The sequence below is a fragment of the Pseudomonas sp. Pdm06 genome (assembly GCF_014851795.1).
Taxonomy (GTDB): Bacteria; Pseudomonadota; Gammaproteobacteria; order Pseudomonadales; family Pseudomonadaceae; genus Aquipseudomonas; species Aquipseudomonas fluorescens_AA.
Genome location: NZ_JACVAH010000029.1, coordinates 1 through 19,737, shown reverse-complemented (window position 1 = coordinate 19,737; position 19,737 = coordinate 1). Strand labels below are relative to the sequence as shown.

The window sequence follows — 19,737 nt, the reverse complement described above, 5'->3', positions numbered from 1 at the left end:
ATCGGCGCTTGGGTGAAAGGAGGAGGGGCGAAATCTCCCACGGTCTGTACTGCGGCTAACAGTCAGAATCGAGCCTTGTCCCTCCTCCTCCCTTCAAGTCCTACCATACAAGCGAGCTTGCTCGCGAAGGCGACAGGTCAGTCGACATCAATATGGACTGATACACCGCCATCGCGAGCAAGCTCGCTCCCACAGGGGTTTTGTGTTGTCGCAGATATTGCGGTCACACTGTTCCCAATGTGGGAGCGAGCTTGCTCGCGATAGGGCCAGCCCAGCCAACGCAAACCCCTAGCGCAACCCATCCCGAAACTGCCCCGGCGTCATCCCGGTCCAGCGCTTGAACGCGCGGCTGAAGCTGCTGGTATCGGCAAAGCCCAGCAGGTAACTGACTTCGCTCAGCGAACATTGGGGATCACGCAGGTGCAGCAGTGCGAGGTTTTCCCGGCATTCGTTGAGCAGTGCGTCGAAACGGCAGCCTTCGTCAGCCAGATGCCGTTGCAGGCTGCGCAGGCTCAGGTGCATGGTCTGGGCGATGCGTTCGGCGCTGGGCTCGCCTTCGGGCAGTTGGGCTTCGATGGCCGCACGCACCTTGCGCTCCCAGGTCATAGGCTTGAGCTGTGCGAGGGTGCGTTCGAGCACCGTTTCATTGTGCTCGGCCAGTTCGGGGTTGGCGTCGTCCAGGTGGCTGTCGAAGTCGCTGAGGTTGAACTCCAGGCAATCCTGGGCGGCGCCGAAATGCACCGGCGAGCGAAACACCTTGTGCCATGGGCTGGGGTCCGCCGGTTCCGGGCGGCGCAGGTACACCGCCAGTGGTGCGTAATCACGGCCAAGGCGGTTGCGACAGGTGCGCACGTAAATCGCCGCGAACGCATCGATGGCTTCAAAGGCCGGTGCCGGACTGCCCTGGGGCACATCGAGATTGAAGCGGTAGCGGTCTTCGCCGCGGCTCAGTTGCAGGGCCAGTGCATCGCTGACCACCGGGTGATAGCGCACGATCCGCTCGAACACTTCCCGCAGGCTGCCGCTGGCCACCAGGGCATAACCCAGTGCGTGAAACGTGGTGGGACTGACGAAGCGCGACACCCGCAGGCCGATGGCCGGGTCGCCGCTGGCCTGCACCGCCAATGTCCACAGGCGCGTGGTGGCCGAGAGCGGATAACGGGCGTTCGGGTCGTCCATCCATTGCGGGTCGAGACCCGCCTCGACGCACAGGGCATGGCTGTCCAGGCCCAATGCATCGAGCTGCTTGCGCAGGGCGCGGGTCCAACTGGCGAGGGAGGTCGGTTCAGTCATGACGATTGGCGCTTGCGGTCAACAGGTTGGCGTTTACGGCTACCACCCCATGGGACAACGCCCGGCAGGATGAGCACATCTCTAATAGAGGATGTAAGCCATGCACGGCACTTGCGCAAGCCCCGAGCGATTGAATGCACAACAACGAGCGGCCCATATTCGCCAGGTGGTCCTGGCCCGGGGCGATGAACTGCGCCAGCGTTATCCGATCCTGCGTCACCAGGATGCGCTGGGCGCGGGCATCCTGGCGCTGGCCCTGGCTGGGATGATCGGTTCGGCGCTGCTCTACATCAACGGTTACCTGGCCGGGTGGGCGTGCCTGTTGCTCAACGGGTTTTTCGCGTCCCTGACCCACGAGCTGGAACACGACCTGATACACAGCATGTATTTCCGCAAGCAGCGCCTGCCCCACAACCTGATGATGGGGCTGGTGTGGCTGGCGCGGCCGAGCACGATCAACCCGTGGATCCGTCGCCACCTGCACCTCAACCATCACAAGGTGTCCGGCAGCGAGGCCGACATGGAGGAACGGGCGATCACCAACGGCGAACCCTGGGGGCTGGCGCGGTTGCTGATGGTGGGCGACAACGTGATGTCGGCCTTCATCCGCCTGCTGCGGGCCAAGACCTGGGTGCACAAGCGCAGCATCCTCAAGCGCACGCTGAAGGTTTATTTCCCGCTGGCGTTGCTGCACTGGGGCGCCTGGTATGTGTTCCTCGGTTTCCACGGGGCCAACGGTGTCGCCAGTCTGCTGGGAACTTCAATTGACTGGTCGGCCACCACGCTGGCGACGATGCAGGTGATCGACATCGCGGCGGTGGTGATCATCGGGCCGAACGTGTTGCGCACCTTTTGCCTGCATTTCGTCAGTTCGAACATGCACTACTACGGCGACATCGAGCCGGGCAACGTCATCCAGCAAACCCAGGTGCTCAATCCCTGGTGGTTGTGGCCGTTGCAGGCGTTCTGCTTCAACTTCGGCAGCAGCCATGGGATTCATCATTTCGTGGTGAAGGAACCGTTCTACATTCGCCAACTGACGGTGCCGGTGGCTCACAAGGTGATGCGGGAGATGGGCGTGCGGTTCAATGACTTCGGCACGTTCGGGCGGGCGAATCGGTTTGTGCGGGAAGAGGCTGTGGTGCGGGCCGCCGGGCCAGCAGGAGCTGTGTAGGAACTCTGTAGGAGCTGACGAGTGCAACGAGGCTGCGATCTTTCCCCTGACGCTTGAATCCCAAGCGAAAGATCAAAAGATCGCAGGCTTCGCCAGCTCCTACAGAGTCCAGCGGGAGCAAGCTCCCTCGCCACGGGGAACGGGTGACGCTTAGAACTGGTAACTCACCGTCGCCGCCACGTTGCGCTCTTCGCCCATGTAGCAATAGCTCAGGCTCGCGCACGAGGCGACGTAGCTTTCGTTCGTCAGGTTGTTCGCGTTCAGGCGCACGTCCACGCCCTTCAAGCCGACCTTGCCCAGGTCATACCCTACCGAGGCATCGAACAACGTGTAGGACGGCACCTTCATGGTGTTCTCCGCATCGGCCCAGCTATAGCCGACATAGCGCACGCCGCCACCCAGGCGCAGGCCATCGAGGGCGCCGCTGTCGAACTTGTAGTCCGCCCAGACCGAGGCCATGTGGCGCGGGGCCTGGGTCGGTGAGTTGCCCTTGTTTTCGATGATGTCGGTGGGCGTGCTGAGGGTGCTGACCATCGATTTCGAGTATTCGATATCGGTGAAGGTGTAGCTGCCCAGCACTTTGAATTGCTCGGTCAACTGCAGGTGCGCTTCCAGTTCCAGGCCCTGGGAGCGCACGGCACCGATGGCGCGGTAGAAGTTGTCCTGGGGCAGTTTGGTCGCCAGGTTTTCCTGGTCGATGCGGAACAGCGAGGCGGTGTACAAATCATCCGTGCCCGGCGGCTGGTACTTCAACCCCAGTTCCCACTGCTTTCCATCGGTCGGCGGCAGCGGGTTGCCGGCGCTGTCGGCATAGGAGTTCGGGTTGAACGACTCGGAGTAGCTGATGTACGGCGCCAGGCCGTTGTCGAACAGGTACAGCGCCCCGGCACGGCCAGTGAGCTTGGTGCGTTTGTCGTTGATCTCGGTGCCTTCCGGACGACCGAACTCAGCGATGCGGTTCTCATCCGAGGTTTGCACCCAGTCCTGGCGCAGGCCGAGGGAGAAGCGCCACTTGTCCATTTCGATCAGGTCTTGCAGGTAGACGCCGGTCTGCTCCAGGCGCCGCAGGTAGCTGGTGGGGCTGAAGTAGGTGATGGCCGAGTTGCCGTAGACCGGGTCGAAGGCGTTGATCGGCGCCAGGCTGCCGCTGGTCCAGTCGACCACGGTTTTGCGTCGCTGGTAGTCGGCGCCCATCAGTACGGTGTGCTTGGTCGCGCCAGTGAAGAATTCGGCTTGCAGCATGTTGTCGACGATGAACGAATGGAGCTTTTCTTCGGCACCGGTGTAGTAGCGGTTCAGCTCGTTGCTGGTGGGTGTGGTCCAGTCGTAGGCATAGACCTGATCGTTCTTGACCTCGGAATCCAGGTAACGGAAGTTCTGCCGGGCAGTGAAGACATCGTTGAAACGGTGTTCGAATTGGTAGCCGAACGATTGCTGGTCACGCTCATAGCGGTCGATGCCGGGTTCGCCTTCGAAGAAGTGCTCGGAAATCCGTCGACCGTTGCGCTGATGCAAGGTGCCGTCGGCCGGCATGCCACCGTGGTAGCCGCCGTCGGGGTCATGCTGCAGGTACGCTTGCAGGGTCAGCGAGGTGTCCTCGCTGAAGTCGATGTTCACCGTGGGGGCGAGGGCGAAGCGTTTTTCCTTGTTGTGATCGAACTGGGTATCGGAGCTGTCCGCCAGGCCGATCAGGCGATAGGTGATGCGCTTTTCGTCATCCACCGGGCCGCTGAAGTCGAAGCCCATGCCGCGTTGGCCTTGGGTACCGACCGTGGCCTGGATCTGGTGATAGGCCTCGTACAACGGCTTCTTGCTGGTCAGCGCCACCAGGCCGCCCGGCGAACTGCGGCCGTAGAGCACCGAGGACGGGCCCTTGAGAATGTCGACCCGCTCGAGGAAGTACGGATCGACCTGCATGGAGCTGTAGGTGCCGCTGTCGCCCATGGACTTGAGGCCGTCGAGGTAGATGTTATCCACCGAGCCGTCGTTGAAGCCGCGCATCGCCACATAGTCGTAGCGGTGAGTGGCGCCGTAGGGGTTGGTCAGCACGCCGGGGGTGTAGCGCATGGCCTGGGACACGGTTTGCGCGCCCTGGTCGTCCATTTGTTCGCGGGTCACCACCGACACGCTCTGGGAGGTTTCCCGCAGGGCGGTACTGGTCTTGGTGGCGACCTGGCTGTGGGTGGCGTTGTAGCCTTCCATGCTGCCCAAGGCGTTACCCAGGGCGAAGCCCTTGATGTCGGTGGTCGGCAATTCCAGTGTGCTGCCAGCGGTCTCGGTTTGCAGCACGTAGCTGCTGCCATCCTGGCTGACGGCAACCAGTCCTGAGCCGCTGAGCAACTGGCTCAGGGCCTGGTCGGGCGAATACTCGCCCTTGAGCCCCGGGGATTGGACGCCGCCGGTTTGCGCCGGGGTGCTTGCCAGGGTGATCCCGGCCTGGCGGGCGAACTGGTTCAGCGCATCGCTCAATGGGCCGGGGGCAATGTTGTAGCTCTGACGGCTGGCGGTTACGCCGTTTTGTGCGGCCACCGCGAGCATCGGCACGACGCTGACTCCCAGCGCCGTGGAGAACAGCGCGGCATGAATCGCCTGGCGCAACAGGCCCGGTTGCGAAGAAAAGCCGAAGGGGTTCTTGAGAGGTACGCGCTCAGTCATTGTAGGTTCCGTAGGAGTCGCTGAAGGCAGATAAGGGGTGCTTACTGTCCTAGCCGGACGCCGGCCTGAAACCCGCCAAAAAAATCAAGCCAGGCGTTCCACCGTGATCCACCAACGGGTTCGATAGCGCAGCTGTACCGGGAGCGTGCGGGGCAGGACGGCCAGCAATTTGTCGGTGTCCTCCAAGCGGAACACCCCCGACAGGCGCAGGTCGGCAATCGACGCCGCGCAGTGCAGATAGCCCGGGCGGTAGCGTCCTACTTCATTGAGGAAGTCTTCCAGGCGCATGTTGCGCGTGACGATCAAGCCGTCGGCCCAGGCGCCTGCGTCCATGTCCAGCGGCGGCGCCAGGGCCGCTGTCGATGCAGTGATCAGATAGCTTTGCCCGGCCTCGACCTGGATGGGCGTGCCAGCGCTGCTGGGGTGCGAACGGATGACGACTTGTCCGCTGGTGACGCTCAAGCGCGTGCAGTCGCTGTCCTGGCGCACGACGAAGCGCCCCTCCAGTCCTTCGAACAGGCCATGCCGGCTTTTCACCAACAGCGGCCGCCCCGGGTCGCGGCCACAGGTGACCATGATTTCACCGCGGGCCAGGGTAATCAGGCGCTGCCGGGCGCTGAAGTCCAGGTTGGCGGCGCTGTGGGTATTGAGTTCGAGCCGCGTGCCGTCCGGCAACTGGAAACCTCGGCGTTCACCGGTGGCGGTGGCGAAATCGGCATTCCACGCTTGCCAGCCCAGGTCCTTGCCCAGCCATGCCGCGCCGCTCACCACGGCGATGCCCGACAGCAACTTCAGGGCCTGGCGACGACTGAGGCGCTGGGCACTGTTTTCCAGGGTGTCCAGGGCGACATGGGCACCGGGCACAGCCCGCAGGTTCGAGGTCAATTCGCTGTGCAGCGATTGCACCCGTTGCCAGGCCAGTTCGTGTTCAGGGTGGGCGGCGCGCCAGGTGTCGCACTGTTGGCGCAGGGTCGGGTGAGCGGTGTGATTGCGCAGGCGCAGCAGCCAGTTGATCGCCTGCCTGACCACCTGTTGCGATGGGCCGTTGCGGCGGCTCTGCAAGTGATCCGCCGGCTCAGCTTTCATAGCGCAACACATAGCAGTGGTACAGCGCATCGGCGACGTAGCGCTCCACCGAGCGCAGCGAGATGCCCATCTGTTCGGCGATCTGCTTGTACGTCAGGCCTTCGCACTGGGCCAACAGAAAGGCCCTGCGCACTTTCGGCTTGAGGCCTTCGAGCATCCTGGCAATGGCTTCGAGCAGTTCCAGGATCAAGGCCTGGGCTTCAGCGCCAGGGGTTTGGGCTGGCGGCAGGTGAGCGATGGTTTCCAGGTAGGCGCGTTCGATTTCCGCTCGCCGCCAATGGTCGATCACCAGACCTTGGGCGATGGTGCGCAAAAAGGCACGTGGCGTCCTAAGCTCCAGGCGTTCGCTACGCTGCAACAGGCGCACGAAGGTGTCCTGGGCCAGGTCCGCCGCGTCGGCGGCATTGCCCAACCGGGTGCGCAGCCACGTATTGAGCCAGCCGTGATGCCGGCTGTAGAGCGCCTGTACTGCAAACTCGGGAGATGACATGGACGCAACAGCCTGGATGTTACAAATGATAATAGGTCGCATTGTCATCATCGCCCGGCGAATTTGCAACCACCGTTCGCCCGCCTTGTCCTCCCGTCGCCTATTTCTTCGAATCTCTAATTATTTGTACAGGCTTGCCGACAGACTGATATGCGTGCACCAAAGTGGAGCGAAGTGACAACCGCCCGCGCTGTTATATGGAACGTTGCAATCTGGAATGCACCCCCACTCCTTGCATAAGAAGCCCCCTCGATGAATCTAAAGTTCAGCCACAAAATCCTTCTCGCCGCCTCTGGTGTGGTGGTTCTGGCTTTTGCCCTGTTCACGCTCTACAACGATTATTTGCAGCGCAACACCATTGGCAGCAGCCTTGAGTCGTCCATCGAGCAATCCGGCGACCTGACGGCCAGCAGCATCCAGAACTGGATGAGTGGCCGGATACTGGTGTTGGAAAACCTGGCGCAAAACATCGCGCATCAGGGGGCGGCTGCCGATTTGCCGGGGCTGGTCGACCAACCGGCACTGACGTCGAACTTCCAGTTCACTTATGTGGGCCAGGCCAACGGTGTCTTCACCCAACGGCCTGACGCGAAAATGCCTGACGGCTACGACCCGCGTCAGCGCCCTTGGTACAAACAGGCGGTGACCGCCGATAAAACCATGCTGACCCCACCTTATCTGGCGGCGGTGGGTGGCCTGGTGGTGACCGTTGCCCTGCCGGTGAAGCACAACGGCGAACTGCTCGGCGTGGTGGGCGGCGACTTGAGCCTGGAAACCCTGGTGAAAATCATCAACTCCGTGGACTTCGGTGGTATCGGCCATGCGTTCCTGGTGAGCGGCGACGGTCAGGTGATCGTCAGCCCGGATAAAGACCAAGTGATGAAGAACCTCAAGGACATCTACCCCGGAACCCCGGTGCGCATTGGCAAGGGTATCCAGGAGGTCGAGTTGAATGGCAAGGACCGCATTCTTTCGTTCACCCAGGTGACGGGCCTGCCGAATGCCGAGTGGTACATCGGCCTGTCGATCGACAAGGCCAAGGCCTATGCGCCGTTGAGCCAGTTCCGTACGTCGGCGTTGATTGCGATGTTCGTCGCGGTGGCGGCCATTGCGTTGCTGCTGAGCATGCTGATCCAGGTATTGATGCGTCCGTTGACCACCATGGGTCGCGCCATGCAGGACATTGCCCAGGGCGAAGGCGATCTGACCCGCCGCCTGGTGGTGCAGGGCAAGGATGAGTTCGCGGTGCTGGGTGGTTCGTTCAACCAGTTCGTGGAGCGGATTCATGCGTCGATCTCGGAAGTGTCTTCCGCTACCCGCCAGGTGCATGACCTGTCGCAGCGGGTGATGACCTCGTCCAACGCTTCGCTCGTCGGCTCGGATGAGCAGAGTGCCCGCACCAACAGCGTGGCCGCGGCCATCAACCAGTTGGGCGCCGCGACCCAGGAAATCGCGCGCAATGCCGCCGATGCCTCGCAGCATGCCAGCGGTGCCAGCGAACAGGCCGATGACGGTCGCCAGGTGGTGGAAAAAACCATCCAGGCCATGACCGAGCTGTCGCAGAAGATCAGCCTCTCGTGCACCCAGATCGAAACCTTGAACGCCAGCACCGACAACATCGGGCACATCCTGGACGTGATCAAGGGCATCTCCCAGCAAACCAACCTGCTGGCCCTGAACGCTGCCATCGAAGCGGCCCGTGCCGGTGAAGCCGGACGCGGTTTTGCGGTGGTGGCCGATGAAGTGCGCAACCTGGCGCACCGTACCCAGGAGTCGGCGGAAGAAATCCACAAGATGATCACCTCGCTGCAAGTCGGCTCCCGTGAAGCGGTCACCACGATGAACGCCAGCCAGACCTCCAGCGAAGAAAGCGTGGAAGTGGCCAACCAGGCCGGCCTGCGGTTGGTCAGCGTGACGCAGCGCATTGGTGAGATCGACGGCATGAACCAGTCGGTGGCCGCCGCGACCGAAGAACAGACCGCCGTGGTCGAAACCCTCAACATGGACGTCAGCCACATCAACCTGCTGAACCAGCAAAGCGTGGCCAACCTCAATGAAACCCTGAAGGATTGCGATGCCTTGTCCCAACAGGCCAATCGACTGAAGCAACTGGTGGACAGCTTCAAGATCTGACCCCAGCCGCAAGCCGAGCCACCGCCATCGCGAGCAAGCTCGGCTCCCACAGGGGATTGGCGGTGAGCCTGGGTCTTGGGTTCACGCCAGCTCAATGTGGGGCGAGCTTGCTCGCGATGACGGCAGCCCCGCCAACATCACCGCCAACAGACCCGCCGCTTTCGCGAGCAAGCCCGCTCCCACAGGGGATTGTTGGTGAGCCTGGATCTTGAGTTCACGCCAGCTCAATGTGGGAGCGAGCTTGCTCGCGATGGCGGCAGCCCAGCCACCATCACCATCACCATCACCATCACCGGCACAGGTCCAGCGCTTTCGCGAGCAGGCTCTGCTCCCACACTGGAATGGGTAGTGGACACAAACCCTGTCTCCACCCGAGAACCCCTGTGGGAGCCGAGCTTGCTCGCGATGACGGCTGCCCAGCTGGCATCATCGCCAACAGACCCACCGCCATCGCGAGCAAGCTCGGCTCCCACACTGGAATGAGTGGTGGACACAAACCCTGTCTCCACCCGAGAACCCTTGTGGGAGCGAGCTTGCTCGCGATGGCGGCGGTACAGCCACCATCACCGCCAACAGACCCGCCGCTTTCGCGAGCAGGCTCGCTCCCACGAGGGGCTGGTGCTTACTTGAACATCCCTTGCACATTCCCCATCGCCTCATCGGCGAAGCCCTGGAGGAAATCCCTGAAGCCCGACGGGGTGTGGGCGTCGGTGTGGTCGGCGATGATGGTCCAGGTGGCGCGGCAGCGGTTGTCCGCCAGGGGTTCGACGCGCATGGCCGCCCACAGGTTGTCGATGCCCAGGGTGTTGTAGATCAGCGTCCAGGTCATGTGCATGGCCTGGTCGTCACGGCTGTTGAGCTGTTCCACCACCAGGTTCTGTCCATCGCGGAAGAATTTCTTGCGCAGGGACCTCACGCCTTCGCCGGTCATTTCGATGTGCTCCAGCGCCGGGATGAAGCGGTTGAATCCGCCAAAATCACCCACCACGTCCCAGACGCGTGTCGCGTCGGCCGTGACCTCCACCGAGGTTTCGACCTGGCAGGCGTGGGGGTTTTTGATCAGGGTGTCGGGTTGCAATGCACTCATGGTCTTGCTCCTTGCTTTGGGTTGAGGGTGTTTCAAATGAAGTCGATGGCCTTGAGGTAGTCGGCGCCGCGACGTAGCAGGGCCGGGGACTTTTCCGGGTAGCTGGCGCCCATCTGCCGCACGCCGGCGCGGGCGTTGTCGTGGCTGATCAGTGAGATGTCGCCGATGTCTTCCTCGAAGCCGTTGAGGTAGAAACCCAGCACGCCAAACAACGCATTGTCGGCATCGACCCGCGCCAGTTGCCGTTGCCACTCGGCGACGCTCACCAGCGAAAATTCCCGGCCGCTGTCGCGGAACGACGCGACGTAAGCGTCCCAGCTCAAAGGCTGCGGGTTGTGCAGGTTGAACACCGCTTGGGTGGGCTGGTAGCGGCTGGCGTGGAAGGCGATGAAGCGGGCCAGGAAATCCACCGGCATCAGGTCGAAATTGAGTGACAGGTCTGGCACCTGGCCGAGCTGGATCGAGCCCTTGAGCATCAGCATCAAGCGATTCTTGTGGGGCTGGCAGACCCCGGTCAGGCTGTTGAAGCTGATGTTGCCGGGGCGGAACAGGTTGACCCACACCCCGCGATCGCGGGCCCGTTGCAGGATCCGTTCGCCGACCCATTTGGACAGGTTGTAGCCGTTCTTGATGTAGATCGGCGGCGTCTCGGCGGCAGGCTGTTCCAGCACCTGGCCATCGGCATCCAGGGCACTGGAGGCGGACAGCGTGGAGACGAAATTGAAGATTTTCTTGCTGCGCCCTTCACACAGGCGCAGGCACTCGAAAATCGGCTCGACGTTGTCCCGTGCCAGCGACCCGTAGTCGAGTACATGGTTGACGTGGGCGGCGTTGTGCACCAGCGCGCCGAACGTGCTATCGATGCGGGCGTAGACGTCGTCCGGCAAACCCAATTGCGGTTGGGTGATGTCGGCGGCGTACACGCTGACGCGGTCCAGGTCCAGGTGGGTCAGGTGATTGTCCCGCAGGGCCTGGGAGAAACGTTCGGCCGCGCTGTGTTCGGCGCTCGCGCGCACCAGGCACGCGACTTCCGTGGCGCCCCAGGCCAGCAGCGCTTCGACGATGTGCACGCCGAGAAAGCTGTTGGCGCCGGTCACCACCACCTTGTGCACATCGCCGCACTGGCTGATGGGCAGCGGATCGAGGTTGAGCTCGGCCTCGGCATCGATGAAGGCCTGGGGGCTGAGGGTCGATACGCTGCTGTGCTCCGGGTCGTCCAGCAACTTCGCCAAGGTCATCAGCGTCGGCGCTTCGATGAAACGGTTGATCGACAGGCTGCGGCCGAACACCTGGCGGATGCTTAGCAGCAGGCGCGACAGCAGGATCGAGTGCCCGCCAAGGTTGAAGAAGCTCTCGTCGGTGGCGATGTCGTCGACCGGCAATTCAAGCAGCTCGGCCCACAGTTGCTGCAGTTGTGTTTCCAGGGCGTTCTGCGGCTGGCGCCGTTGGCCATCGACGTGCACCTGCACCGCCATGGCGAGCAATGCCCGGCGATCGACCTTGCCGTTGCTGGTGTAGGGCAGGCTGGGCAATTCGACGTAGGCCGCCGGGTGCATGTAGCTGGGCAAGCTGTTCTGCACGTGCTCGCGCAGCGCCTGGAGGGCTGCGCCGGGGGGCGTCTGTTCGGGGTGAACCAGGAACGCCAGGATCCGCCGCTTTTCATCGACCCCCACCGCCACCTGGCGAAACAGCTGGCTGTCGCGCAGGCAGTGCTCGATTTCCTCGGGCTCGACCCGAAAGCCGCGGATCTTCACCTGGTTATCGCGGCGGCCACACAGTTCGATGCCGTTGTCGGTCCACTGGCCGATATCGCCGGTGCGATAGACCCGCAGCGCTTGCCCGGTGGGCAGCGCCAGGTCGAGGTAACGTGTCGCGGTCAGCGCCGGGTCGTTCAGATAGCCGAGGCCGACGCCCGGGCCGGCGATGTACAACTCGCCGGGGACACCTTGGGGAACCGGTTGCAACTGTTCGTCCAGGATCAGGACCCGGCCATTGGCGATGGGCACGCCGAGGTTGCGGTTGTTGTCGCCGACACCGAACTGGCGTGTGGTCGCCAGCACCGTGGTTTCGGTCGGGCCGTAGATGTTGTGGAACCGGCATTGGGGCGCGAGTTGTTCGATCACGAAAGGCTCGCAGACATCGCCACCGGTGATCAGGTGCGTCAGGCCCAGCGGCGCATCCAGGGGCATGACGCTCAGCAGCGCAGGCGGTAGAAAGGCGTGGCTGACATGCTGCTGGTGAATCAACGCGACCAATTGCTGCGGGTCGCGGCGCTGGTCTTCGCTGGGCACCACCAGCAGGGCGCCGTGGATGAAGGTCGGCAGGATATCCAGCAGCGACGCGTCAAAGTTGATGGTGGAAAACTGCAACGCCCGGCTGTCGCGCCGCAACCCGACGTAGTCGCCGTACCAGGCACAGAAATGGCTGAGGTTGCGGTGGCTGAGCAACACACCTTTGGGCTGGCCGGTGGTGCCGGAGGTGTAGATCGCCACGGCCGGCTCGTCGATGTTCACCACGCGCCGGATCAGCGAAACCGGGATGCCGGGCTTGGGCGCTGGCAGTTGATGGACATTCAGCGTTGGCAGCGAGAGGTCGCCGAGGTCGCTGTTGCCGTCGTGCAGCAGCAGGTCCGCCCGGGCATTCTCCAGGATAAAGCGTCGACGTTGCGCCGGGTGTTGCGGGTCCAGCGGCAGGTACACCGCGCCGCAACCCAGCACCGCCAGGATCGCGGCATAGAGGTGCGCGGATTTGGGCAGGCACACACCGATCACCTTGTGGGAGGAAGGCTTGCCCCCGATGAACGCTGACGCGGTTTGGTTGAGAACCTCGGTGTCTTCATCGCGGGCAAGCCTTGCTCCCACAGGTTCAGTGCTCTCTGCCCCCACAGGTTCAGCTCTCCCGGCTCCTACAGGTCCGGCGCTTTGCAGTGTTTCCAGCATCGGCTGTTGCAACCCCAGCGCCAGGCGGCGCAAGGATTTGTAGTCGATGAATTGCTCATCGACCCACAAGGCCGGTTGCGTGGCGTCATCGAGCAGGCGCTGTTCGATGCTGTGCATCACCGGTACGTCGGCGGCAGCCAGCAGCCAGGGCACCGCCGGCCGATTGAGGCCGTGCTCGAAGGCCAGCGGCTCCAGCGCATCGAGCCCGAGCAGGGGCGGGTCGACAGCGTCAGCGTGTACCGTTGGCCAGTGATCGAAACAGGTTTCGTCCCGGGATAACTGGCTGACCAGCCGTGCGCCGGTCTCGACCAGCGTCGCCAGCGTACGCAGGCGCAAGGACTGACCATTGCCATCGCGTTGCGGCGCGATCACTTCCTGGCACAACAGCCGCTGCGCACCGTCGCGGAAAACCAGCACCGGTTGCGGCAATGTCTCACCGGGCAGCGTGCACAGGGCCACGCGGATCTGGAGGCATGAACGGGCTTCAATGGCTTGCGGTGTTGTCCCGTCGTCGATCAACAGGTCGACCGCGTCGTGGCCGGCCGGCGAGTGCCGAACCACTGCGTGGCCGTGCAGTTCCAGCTCCCGGGCCAGTTCGGCCATGGCCTGGCTGATGCCAGGCACTGCAATGTCGAGGCGTCTCATCGAAAGGTCCTCATGGGGTCAGGTAATCGGCAAGGGCGTCGCGTACGCAGGGGGACGCGAGCATCGAGCTGCCGCGGAAAAAGCGCGTGATGTTGCCCACCAACGGGTGAAAGCGGTTGATGGGGTACGCCAGCGCACTGGCGTCTTCACGCAGCGATTGGCGTACCGATTCGTCGACGGGCAGGTGCGCGATCAGCTCGAAGTCGAACGCTTGTTGCAGGTCGCTCGCCAGGTACTGGGCGATGAAACCGGGCATCAAGCGTGCGATCGCCGCGCGATCTTCTTCGGGTGCGGTGCGCCAGTAGATCTGTACCAGTCGCGTCCAGAAACCGGAGTGCCGGCCCTCGTCGAGCAAGTGGTCGGCCATCAACCCCTTGATCGAGGCCTTGACCGAATCGTCCCGGGCGAAGGCGGCCACTTCGTTGGTCACGGTGTTCTCGGCAATGGCGATGCAGATCAGCTCCACGGCGCTGAGCAAATGCTCCGGCGCTCGGGCCAGGGTCGCCGGTATGGCGCGGCTGAGTTCGATCTGCCCCGGCAACGGGATGGGATCGATGCCGGTCATGTCGATGGTCTGCTGCATGAAGTCCATCGCCACCAGCGCGTGGTAATCCTCGTCCACCACCACGGTCATCGCGTCGTAGCGGCAGGCGAACGGGAATTCGATGCCGAAGCGGTTCTTGGCGATGCGCCGGGCGGTGTGGTCCACCAGTTCGGTCTCGAAAATCACCACGTCGTTGATGAACTTGTAGAGGCTCTGCACCAGCACAAAGTCGCGCAGTTGCGCACAGTGGCTGAGGAAGGTCTGGCTATGCACCAGCGGTTGGCGGCTCATGGGGAAGATCAGCTTGTCGTCGTCTTCGACCCGGCGCCGTGGCCGAGTACGGATCGTGGCGCGGCTCTCCCAGGCGTCGGCGAAGGATTGGTAGGGGATGGCGTTCATGGCATCACCTGCGCAACCGGTTGGGTCATGCTTTGGCGCAGGCCGTCCCACAAGGCGGCGCGGCTGTGGACGGCGGCGAGTGCGGCGGCCAGGACTTCGGTTTCGCGCTGCGGGTCGCCATCGATCAGCCGTGCCAACAGTTTTTCTGCCGCCGGCCCGTGGTCTTCGGAATCGACTTCGATGTGCCGTTGCAGGTAGTAACGAAAGGTCGGTGCCTGATCCAGGCCAATGCCCCAGGCGTCCAACATGCGCTGGAACATCTGCGGGATGACACTCTCGCGACCGTGCACGAAGGCGGCGGCCACGCTGTGGGCCGGGGCGTGCAGGGCGGTGTGCAAGGTCTGGCGGACGAACCGTGCCGCCGCCGGTTCGACCTCGACACTGTCCAGCGCGGTCTCGGGGCTGACGCCTTCCTGCTGCAGGGTGATGAACTGCTCGATGGCGCGGGTATCGGCGCCGATTTCCCGCATGGCGTCCAGGTACAGTTCGAAATGGCTGCAATAGCCGGCACCAGGGCGGTCATCCGATTCTTCTCCCAGCACGATCTCATTGATCAAGCGGGCCGCGTGGGGGTCGGCCGGCGGCAGCCAGGGCAGGTGGACACAGGTGAGTTCGCGTTGCAGTCGCTTGGTCAGCGACATGAAGTCCCAGACGGCAAAGACATGGCTTTCCATAAAGCGGCGCAACAGATCGATTGATGTAATCTCGGAAAAAACCGGGTGTTGGCCAAGTTCGTGTTTTTTGAGAGATAGTTGTTCTTTGGATGGCTGCATTGGAACGTCCTCATCAATGATGTTTTGTCCGGAAGGCGGCTCGTTAGTTAGTGAGGGCGAGCGGGTGCCTGAACCGAAATCCATGAATTGCCAAAGTGGCTTAAGTATTCTCTTTTAATCGTGCTTTCGGCTTGTGATGCCCTTGTTTTCTTGGGTTTTCGCAAGTCGGAAGGGCCGCTGTTAACGCGGCGAATAAAAAACTAATACACGGAACAAGTAAGCGGCAAGTACTTTTTTAATTATTTAAAGTGGCTGTTTTATTGGGCGCGAAGAGGGCTTTTAAAACTTTTAATATAAGTTTTATTGGGGCGAAGAAGCTCCTTCCGATTTAGGAGTATCAGAATCGAATAGTTCGAGTGAATGCCTCACTCGGAGCACTTCAGGGATCGGGGAATAAGGAAGTTTTATGTTATGGGCAGGACGTCGGTCGGACATCCGATCATCCCGCCGGTTGGACGACGCTCCTTGCGTATTGGCTTCGATTCGCCTGGCCTCAGCCAGGCGTTGACTTCTTCAGGTCTGTTTTGAATCGATAAGCGCAAGAGTGAGCCCAAATCGATGGCAGTGCCATTGAACTGATGGGGCGACGAGACGCGGCCACGGCCAGGCCGCGCCGCGCTGGCGACAAATGAGTCGGAAGGATATGTAAGAAATTTTTACGTCGGACGGAGCGCCGACGTGGGATCACAGCTTCGACGACTGTTCCAAGTACCGGCGCATGGTGACAGAGGCTTTTTCCAGGTGCAGTTCCAGCAATACGATCGCGTTATCGATGTCTTTGGCCCGTGCGGCCTCGAGCAGCGCGCGATGATCGTCCTGGCTCAACTTGCCCAGGCCCATGGACGACAGATGAAAGCGCAGGAAGCGCTCTTCTTCATTGAGCTCGCGCTCGATCAGGTCCAGCAGCTTGCCGTTGGGTGCCTTGTGATAAAGCGACATGTGGAACAGCCGGTTGAGCTTGCCGATCTCGGCGTGCTCGGTTTCCGTTTCCAGTTGTTCGATGTATTGGGCGGCCAGTGCCAGGTCGCTGTCATCGAGCAAGGGGATGGACAGGCGCAAGGCGAAAGACTCCAGGACCGAACGCAGGGCGTAGGTTTCTACCGCATTGTTGGTGATCAACGGCGCCACGACGGCGCCCTTGTGCTGAACCACATTGAGCAGTGACTGCGCTTCGAGCTGGCGCAACGCCTCGCGCACCGGCATGCGGCTCACGCCGAACAGGTCGGCCAGTTCCTGCTGGCGCAGGGCGGTACCGCAAGGCAAGCGTCCATCGAGGATGGCCTCGCGCAGAGACTCTTCGATGATCGAGCGTGCCTGGTCAGCGGGAATGGGACCGTTGATCTGGATAGTGCTAAGCGGTTTGGGCTTCTGTGTCACGACAACGCACCCTGATTGGTAGTAAAAATTGGATCCAGGCTCACGTTAGTCACAGGTTGGCGAGCCGTCAAAGTCTCTCGTCCGGAGGTTCCTGAACTAAAGTTTAGTCTGCCTGCGGTGATTGCACCTTGCCATTGTCTTTTAGTGGGCCAGGCGTCACCATCCAACGAATTTCCAACGACCCTTTTCGGACGTATTTCCCTTGGCTGCACCGTTCCCTGTCCTCAGGTCCTTGCGCTGGCTGTGTTCGGCATTGTTGCTGGCCGGCCTGATGCTGGGTGGCCTGCAGGCCGACTGGGACTTTGCGCAGATCAGCCGGCGGGCGCAAGCGTTATATGGCCCGCTGGGGGAAGGACAGCAACGGATCGACGCGTGGCAGCAATTGCTGGCGACCCAGAAACAGATCCCGGAACTGGAACAGCTCAAGGTGGTGAACCTGTTTTTCAACAAACAGGTGCGCTACGTGGAAGACATCGACCTGTGGCGTGAAGTCGACTATTGGGAAACGCCGATCCAGGCCCTGTGGAAGGGCGCCGGCGATTGTGAAGACTACGCCATCGCCAAGTATTTCAGCCTGCGCCATCTCGGGGTGTCCAGTGACAAGCTGCGCATCACCTACGTCAAGGCCTTGCGGCAGAACCGTGCCCACATGGTGCTCACCTATTACGCCACGCCCGAGGCGATGCCGCTGGTACTCGACAGCCTGATCGACGGGATCCTGCCGGCCAGCCAGCGAACCGACTTGCTCCCGGTCTACTCTTTCAATGCCGAAGGGCTGTGGCTGCCGGGCGCCAAGGGCAACAAGAAAGTGGGTGACACCAAGCGCCTGTCCCGGTGGCAGGATGTGTTGAAGAAAATGCAGGCCGAAGGTTTTCCGGTCGAGACGACTAACTAGGAGCGCGCGCTCAGATGTCCTTGTTCAAACAGCTGTTGATCGCTATCTGTCTGTTCCTGGTGGTTGCCTTCAGCGGCAGCTTCATGGTCAGTCTGGAGAGCTCGCGGGCCCAGTACGTCAACCAGTTGCGCTCCCATGCCCAGGACGCGGCCACGGCGCTGGCGTTGTCGTTGACGCCGAACATCGACGACCCGGCGATGGTGGAGCTGATGGTCAGTTCGATCTTCGACAGCGGCTACTACGCCAGCATCCGCGTGGTCGACGTGGCCACCGACAAGACCCTGGTCGAGCGCACCGGCACGCCGGACGCTGGCAGCGTGCCGCAATGGTTCGTCAAGCTGATCGGCCTGGAACCGGCCGGTGGCGACGCCATCGTCAGTCGCGGCTGGGAGCAGGCGGCGCGGGTCGAAGTGATCAGTCACCCGATGTTCGCCCTCGCCAAGCTGTGGCAAAGCGCGTTGGGCAGCCTGGGTTGGCTGTTGCTGTGTGGCGCCGTGAGCGCGGTGCTGGGGGCCTTGCTGCTGCGTCGCCAGCTCAAGCCGCTGGACTACATGGTGCATCAGTCCCATGCCATTGCTCGTCGCGAGTTCCTGAGCCTGCCGGAGTTGCCCCGTACGCCTGAGTTGCGGCGGGTGGTGCAGGCGATGAACCAGATGGTCGAGAAGCTCAAGGCGCTGTTCCAGGAGCAGGCCGAGCGCAGCGAGAAACTGCGGGTCGAGTCCTACCAGGACACCCTCACGGGCCTGGCCAACCGGCGCTACTTCGAAATGCAGCTCAACGCCCGGGTGAGTAACCCGGAGCAGGCCAGTTCCGGTTATCTGCTGTTGCTGCGGGTCAAGGACCTGGCCGGTTTGAACCAGCGTCTGGGCGGGCAGCGCACTGACCAGTTACTCAAGGCCGTGGGCGAGCAATTGTTGCGTGAATGCGCCCGGTATCCGGAAACCCACAATCTGGTGACACGCATTCGCGGCGGGGAGTTCGCCGTGCTGGCGCCAGGATTGGTGCGCGAGGAAGCGCTGCAACTGGCACAGAACCTCGAAAGCGCGTTGGCGAGCCTGCACGCCACTGGCGCGACCGACGTGACCTCGGTGGCCTCCATCGGACTGGCGCCGTTCATCCATGGCGACTCGCCGCAGGCGGTGCTCCAGCTCGGCGACCAGGCCCTGGCCCAGGCCGAGAGCCAGGGTGAGCCGGGTTGGGCGTGCCTGGACCACAGCGCGTCGGCCAGCGTTGGCGACGATCACCATGCCTGGCACACCTTGCTCGACCAGGCTTTGAGTCATCAGCGCTTCGAGCTGTACTTCCAGCCGGTGGTGGCCGCCCAAGACACCCAGGTGGTGCTGCATTACAAAGTGTTGTCGCGGCTGTTGGACGAGCAGGGCCAGACCATCCCCGCCGGGCGTTTCCTGCCCTGGTTGGAGCGCTTCGGTTGGACCGCGCGCCTGGACCGCTTGATGCTCGAGCAAGTGCTCAGGCAAATGGCCGGGCATGAACAGTCCCTGGCGTTGAACCTGTCTTCGGCGACCTTGGCCGATCCTCAGGCGCTGAACAAGATCTTTGAGATCCTGCGGGCCCATTCCAACCTTGGGCCGCGCCTGACCCTGGAGATTGGCGAAGAGCAATTGCCGGAGCAGGCCGTGCTGGAGCAGTTGACCCGGCAATTGCGTGAGCTGGGCTTTTCCCTGAGCCTGCAACGCTTTGGTGGGCGGTTCAGCATGATCGGCAACTTGTCGCGGCTGGGGTTGGCTTACTTGAAAATCGATGGCAGTTATATCCGCGCCATTGATCAGGAAAGTGACAAGCGTTTGTTCATCGAGGCTATTCAGCGTGCTGCTCACAGTATTGATCTGCCGCTGATTGCCGAGCGGGTTGAGACGGAGGGGGAGCTGGCGGTGATTCGGGAGATGGGGTTGTTTGGGGTGCAGGGGCAGTTGGTTGGGGAGCCTCGGCGTTGGGGGTGAGGCTTGTTGACGAGGCGGCCTATAGCCTTTTGACCGAGTACATATCCATTGCTGCGGTAACGGCCACTTAGGGTTCCGCCCTTACGTCGGGTCACTTTTGGCAAACGCCCCAAAAGTAACCAAAAGGTCTGTGCCCCACCACTCGGCACCTCGCCTAGGCTCGGCACCTCGCCTAGGCTCGGTGTGCCCTCACTCCGGCATTGCTCCGTGGGCCCGCCGCGAAGGGCCATCCATGGCCCAGCGCGGCTATCCCGGCATCCATGCCGGGATGCCCACTCCACAATGC

General features: G+C 62.3%; 13 protein-coding genes. 4 read left to right on the top strand and 9 right to left on the bottom strand.

Annotation, left to right across the window (positions count from 1 at the left end; genetic code table 11):
• Positions 1 to 288: 288 nt before the first annotated feature.
• Positions 289 to 1,293 carry an AraC family transcriptional regulator gene (locus IB266_RS30215; RefSeq protein WP_192264410.1) on the bottom strand — a complete coding sequence of 335 codons (1,005 nt, stop codon included), beginning with the start codon at positions 1,291 to 1,293 and terminating at the stop codon, positions 289 to 291.
• A 100-nt stretch (positions 1,294 to 1,393) separates the two neighbouring features.
• Between IB266_RS30215 and IB266_RS30210 the strand changes: the two genes are divergently transcribed.
• Positions 1,394 to 2,467 carry a fatty acid desaturase gene (locus tag IB266_RS30210; protein ID WP_192264409.1) on the top strand — a complete coding sequence of 358 codons (1,074 nt, stop codon included), beginning with the start codon at positions 1,394 to 1,396 and terminating at the stop codon, positions 2,465 to 2,467.
• A gap of 150 nt (positions 2,468 to 2,617) precedes the next feature.
• Here the strand turns inward: IB266_RS30210 and IB266_RS30205 are convergent, their stop codons facing one another.
• The 3 genes from IB266_RS30205 to IB266_RS30195 all read right to left on the bottom strand — a co-directional run bounded on the left by IB266_RS30205 (position 2,618) and on the right by IB266_RS30195 (position 6,698).
• Entirely contained in the window at positions 2,618 to 5,122 is a 2,505-nt protein-coding gene (locus IB266_RS30205) for a TonB-dependent siderophore receptor (protein ID WP_192264406.1), read from the bottom strand.
• Positions 5,123 to 5,206: 84 nt separating this feature from the next.
• Complete coding sequence (locus tag IB266_RS30200; protein WP_192264403.1) at positions 5,207 to 6,208, bottom strand: FecR domain-containing protein; 1,002 nt, start codon at positions 6,206 to 6,208, stop codon at positions 5,207 to 5,209.
• Complete coding sequence (locus IB266_RS30195) at positions 6,198 to 6,698, bottom strand: sigma-70 family RNA polymerase sigma factor (RefSeq protein WP_092176834.1); 501 nt, start codon at positions 6,696 to 6,698, stop codon at positions 6,198 to 6,200. Before IB266_RS30195 ends, IB266_RS30200 begins: the two co-directional genes overlap by 11 nt.
• Positions 6,699 to 6,950: 252 nt before the next feature.
• Here IB266_RS30195 and IB266_RS30190 point away from each other — a divergent pair, with 252 nt between their 5' ends.
• The gene (locus IB266_RS30190) at positions 6,951 to 8,831 is read left to right on the top strand and encodes a methyl-accepting chemotaxis protein (protein ID WP_192264400.1); all 1,881 of its coding nucleotides are present in this window, start codon (positions 6,951 to 6,953) and stop codon (positions 8,829 to 8,831) included.
• 622 nt (positions 8,832 to 9,453) lie between these two features.
• Here the strand turns inward: IB266_RS30190 and IB266_RS30185 are convergent.
• The 5 genes from IB266_RS30185 to IB266_RS30165 all read right to left on the bottom strand — a co-directional run bounded on the left by IB266_RS30185 (position 9,454) and on the right by IB266_RS30165 (position 16,595).
• Positions 9,454 to 9,918 (bottom strand): SRPBCC family protein, encoded by a 465-nt coding sequence (locus IB266_RS30185; RefSeq protein ID WP_192264397.1) that lies wholly within the window; start codon positions 9,916 to 9,918, stop codon positions 9,454 to 9,456.
• 32 nt (positions 9,919 to 9,950) lie between these two features.
• On the bottom strand, positions 9,951 to 13,502 hold the full coding sequence (locus IB266_RS30180) for a non-ribosomal peptide synthetase (RefSeq protein ID WP_192264395.1): 3,552 nt from the start codon (positions 13,500 to 13,502) through the stop codon (positions 9,951 to 9,953).
• Between the two features lie 10 nt (positions 13,503 to 13,512).
• Complete coding sequence (locus IB266_RS30175) at positions 13,513 to 14,445, bottom strand: diiron oxygenase (RefSeq protein WP_092204953.1); 933 nt, start codon at positions 14,443 to 14,445, stop codon at positions 13,513 to 13,515.
• Positions 14,442 to 15,218 carry a DUF3050 domain-containing protein gene (locus IB266_RS30170; protein WP_092204952.1) on the bottom strand — a complete coding sequence of 259 codons (777 nt, stop codon included), beginning with the start codon at positions 15,216 to 15,218 and terminating at the stop codon, positions 14,442 to 14,444. The genes IB266_RS30175 and IB266_RS30170 overlap by 4 nt, the downstream gene beginning before the upstream one ends.
• A 684-nt stretch (positions 15,219 to 15,902) precedes the next feature.
• Positions 15,903 to 16,595, bottom strand: coding sequence for a GntR family transcriptional regulator (locus IB266_RS30165; protein ID WP_192264392.1), 693 nt, complete (start codon positions 16,593 to 16,595; stop codon positions 15,903 to 15,905).
• 271 nt (positions 16,596 to 16,866) lie between these two features.
• Here IB266_RS30165 and lapG point away from each other — a divergent pair, with 271 nt between their 5' ends.
• Entirely contained in the window at positions 16,867 to 17,490 is a 624-nt protein-coding gene (gene lapG, locus IB266_RS30160) for a cysteine protease LapG (RefSeq protein ID WP_371856198.1), read from the top strand.
• 14 nt (positions 17,491 to 17,504) lie between these two features.
• A complete protein-coding gene (gene lapD, locus IB266_RS30155) occupies positions 17,505 to 19,451 on the top strand; it encodes a cyclic di-GMP receptor LapD (RefSeq protein WP_192264389.1) in 1,947 nt (648 codons plus the stop codon).
• The last annotated feature ends 286 nt before the right edge of the window (positions 19,452 to 19,737 follow it).

Bases quoted from the DNA above. Each gene is read 5' to 3' on its own strand.
- IB266_RS30210 (WP_192264409.1), top strand. From the start codon at position 1,394: ATGCACGGCACTTGCGCAAGCCCCGAGCGATTGAATGCACAACAACGA.
- IB266_RS30200 (WP_192264403.1), bottom strand. From the start codon at position 6,208: ATGAAAGCTGAGCCGGCGGATCACTTGCAGAGCCGCCGCAACGGCCCA.
- IB266_RS30215 (WP_192264410.1), bottom strand. From the start codon at position 1,293: ATGACTGAACCGACCTCCCTCGCCAGTTGGACCCGCGCCCTGCGCAAG.
- lapG (WP_371856198.1), top strand. From the start codon at position 16,867: ATGCTGGGTGGCCTGCAGGCCGACTGGGACTTTGCGCAGATCAGCCGG.
- IB266_RS30175 (WP_092204953.1), bottom strand. From the start codon at position 14,445: ATGAACGCCATCCCCTACCAATCCTTCGCCGACGCCTGGGAGAGCCGC.
- lapD (WP_192264389.1), top strand. From the start codon at position 17,505: ATGTCCTTGTTCAAACAGCTGTTGATCGCTATCTGTCTGTTCCTGGTG.
- IB266_RS30205 (WP_192264406.1), bottom strand. From the start codon at position 5,122: ATGACTGAGCGCGTACCTCTCAAGAACCCCTTCGGCTTTTCTTCGCAA.
- IB266_RS30195 (WP_092176834.1), bottom strand. From the start codon at position 6,698: ATGTCATCTCCCGAGTTTGCAGTACAGGCGCTCTACAGCCGGCATCAC.
- IB266_RS30185 (WP_192264397.1), bottom strand. From the start codon at position 9,918: ATGAGTGCATTGCAACCCGACACCCTGATCAAAAACCCCCACGCCTGC.
- IB266_RS30170 (WP_092204952.1), bottom strand. From the start codon at position 15,218: ATGCAGCCATCCAAAGAACAACTATCTCTCAAAAAACACGAACTTGGC.
- IB266_RS30180 (WP_192264395.1), bottom strand. From the start codon at position 13,502: ATGAGACGCCTCGACATTGCAGTGCCTGGCATCAGCCAGGCCATGGCC.
- IB266_RS30190 (WP_192264400.1), top strand. From the start codon at position 6,951: ATGAATCTAAAGTTCAGCCACAAAATCCTTCTCGCCGCCTCTGGTGTG.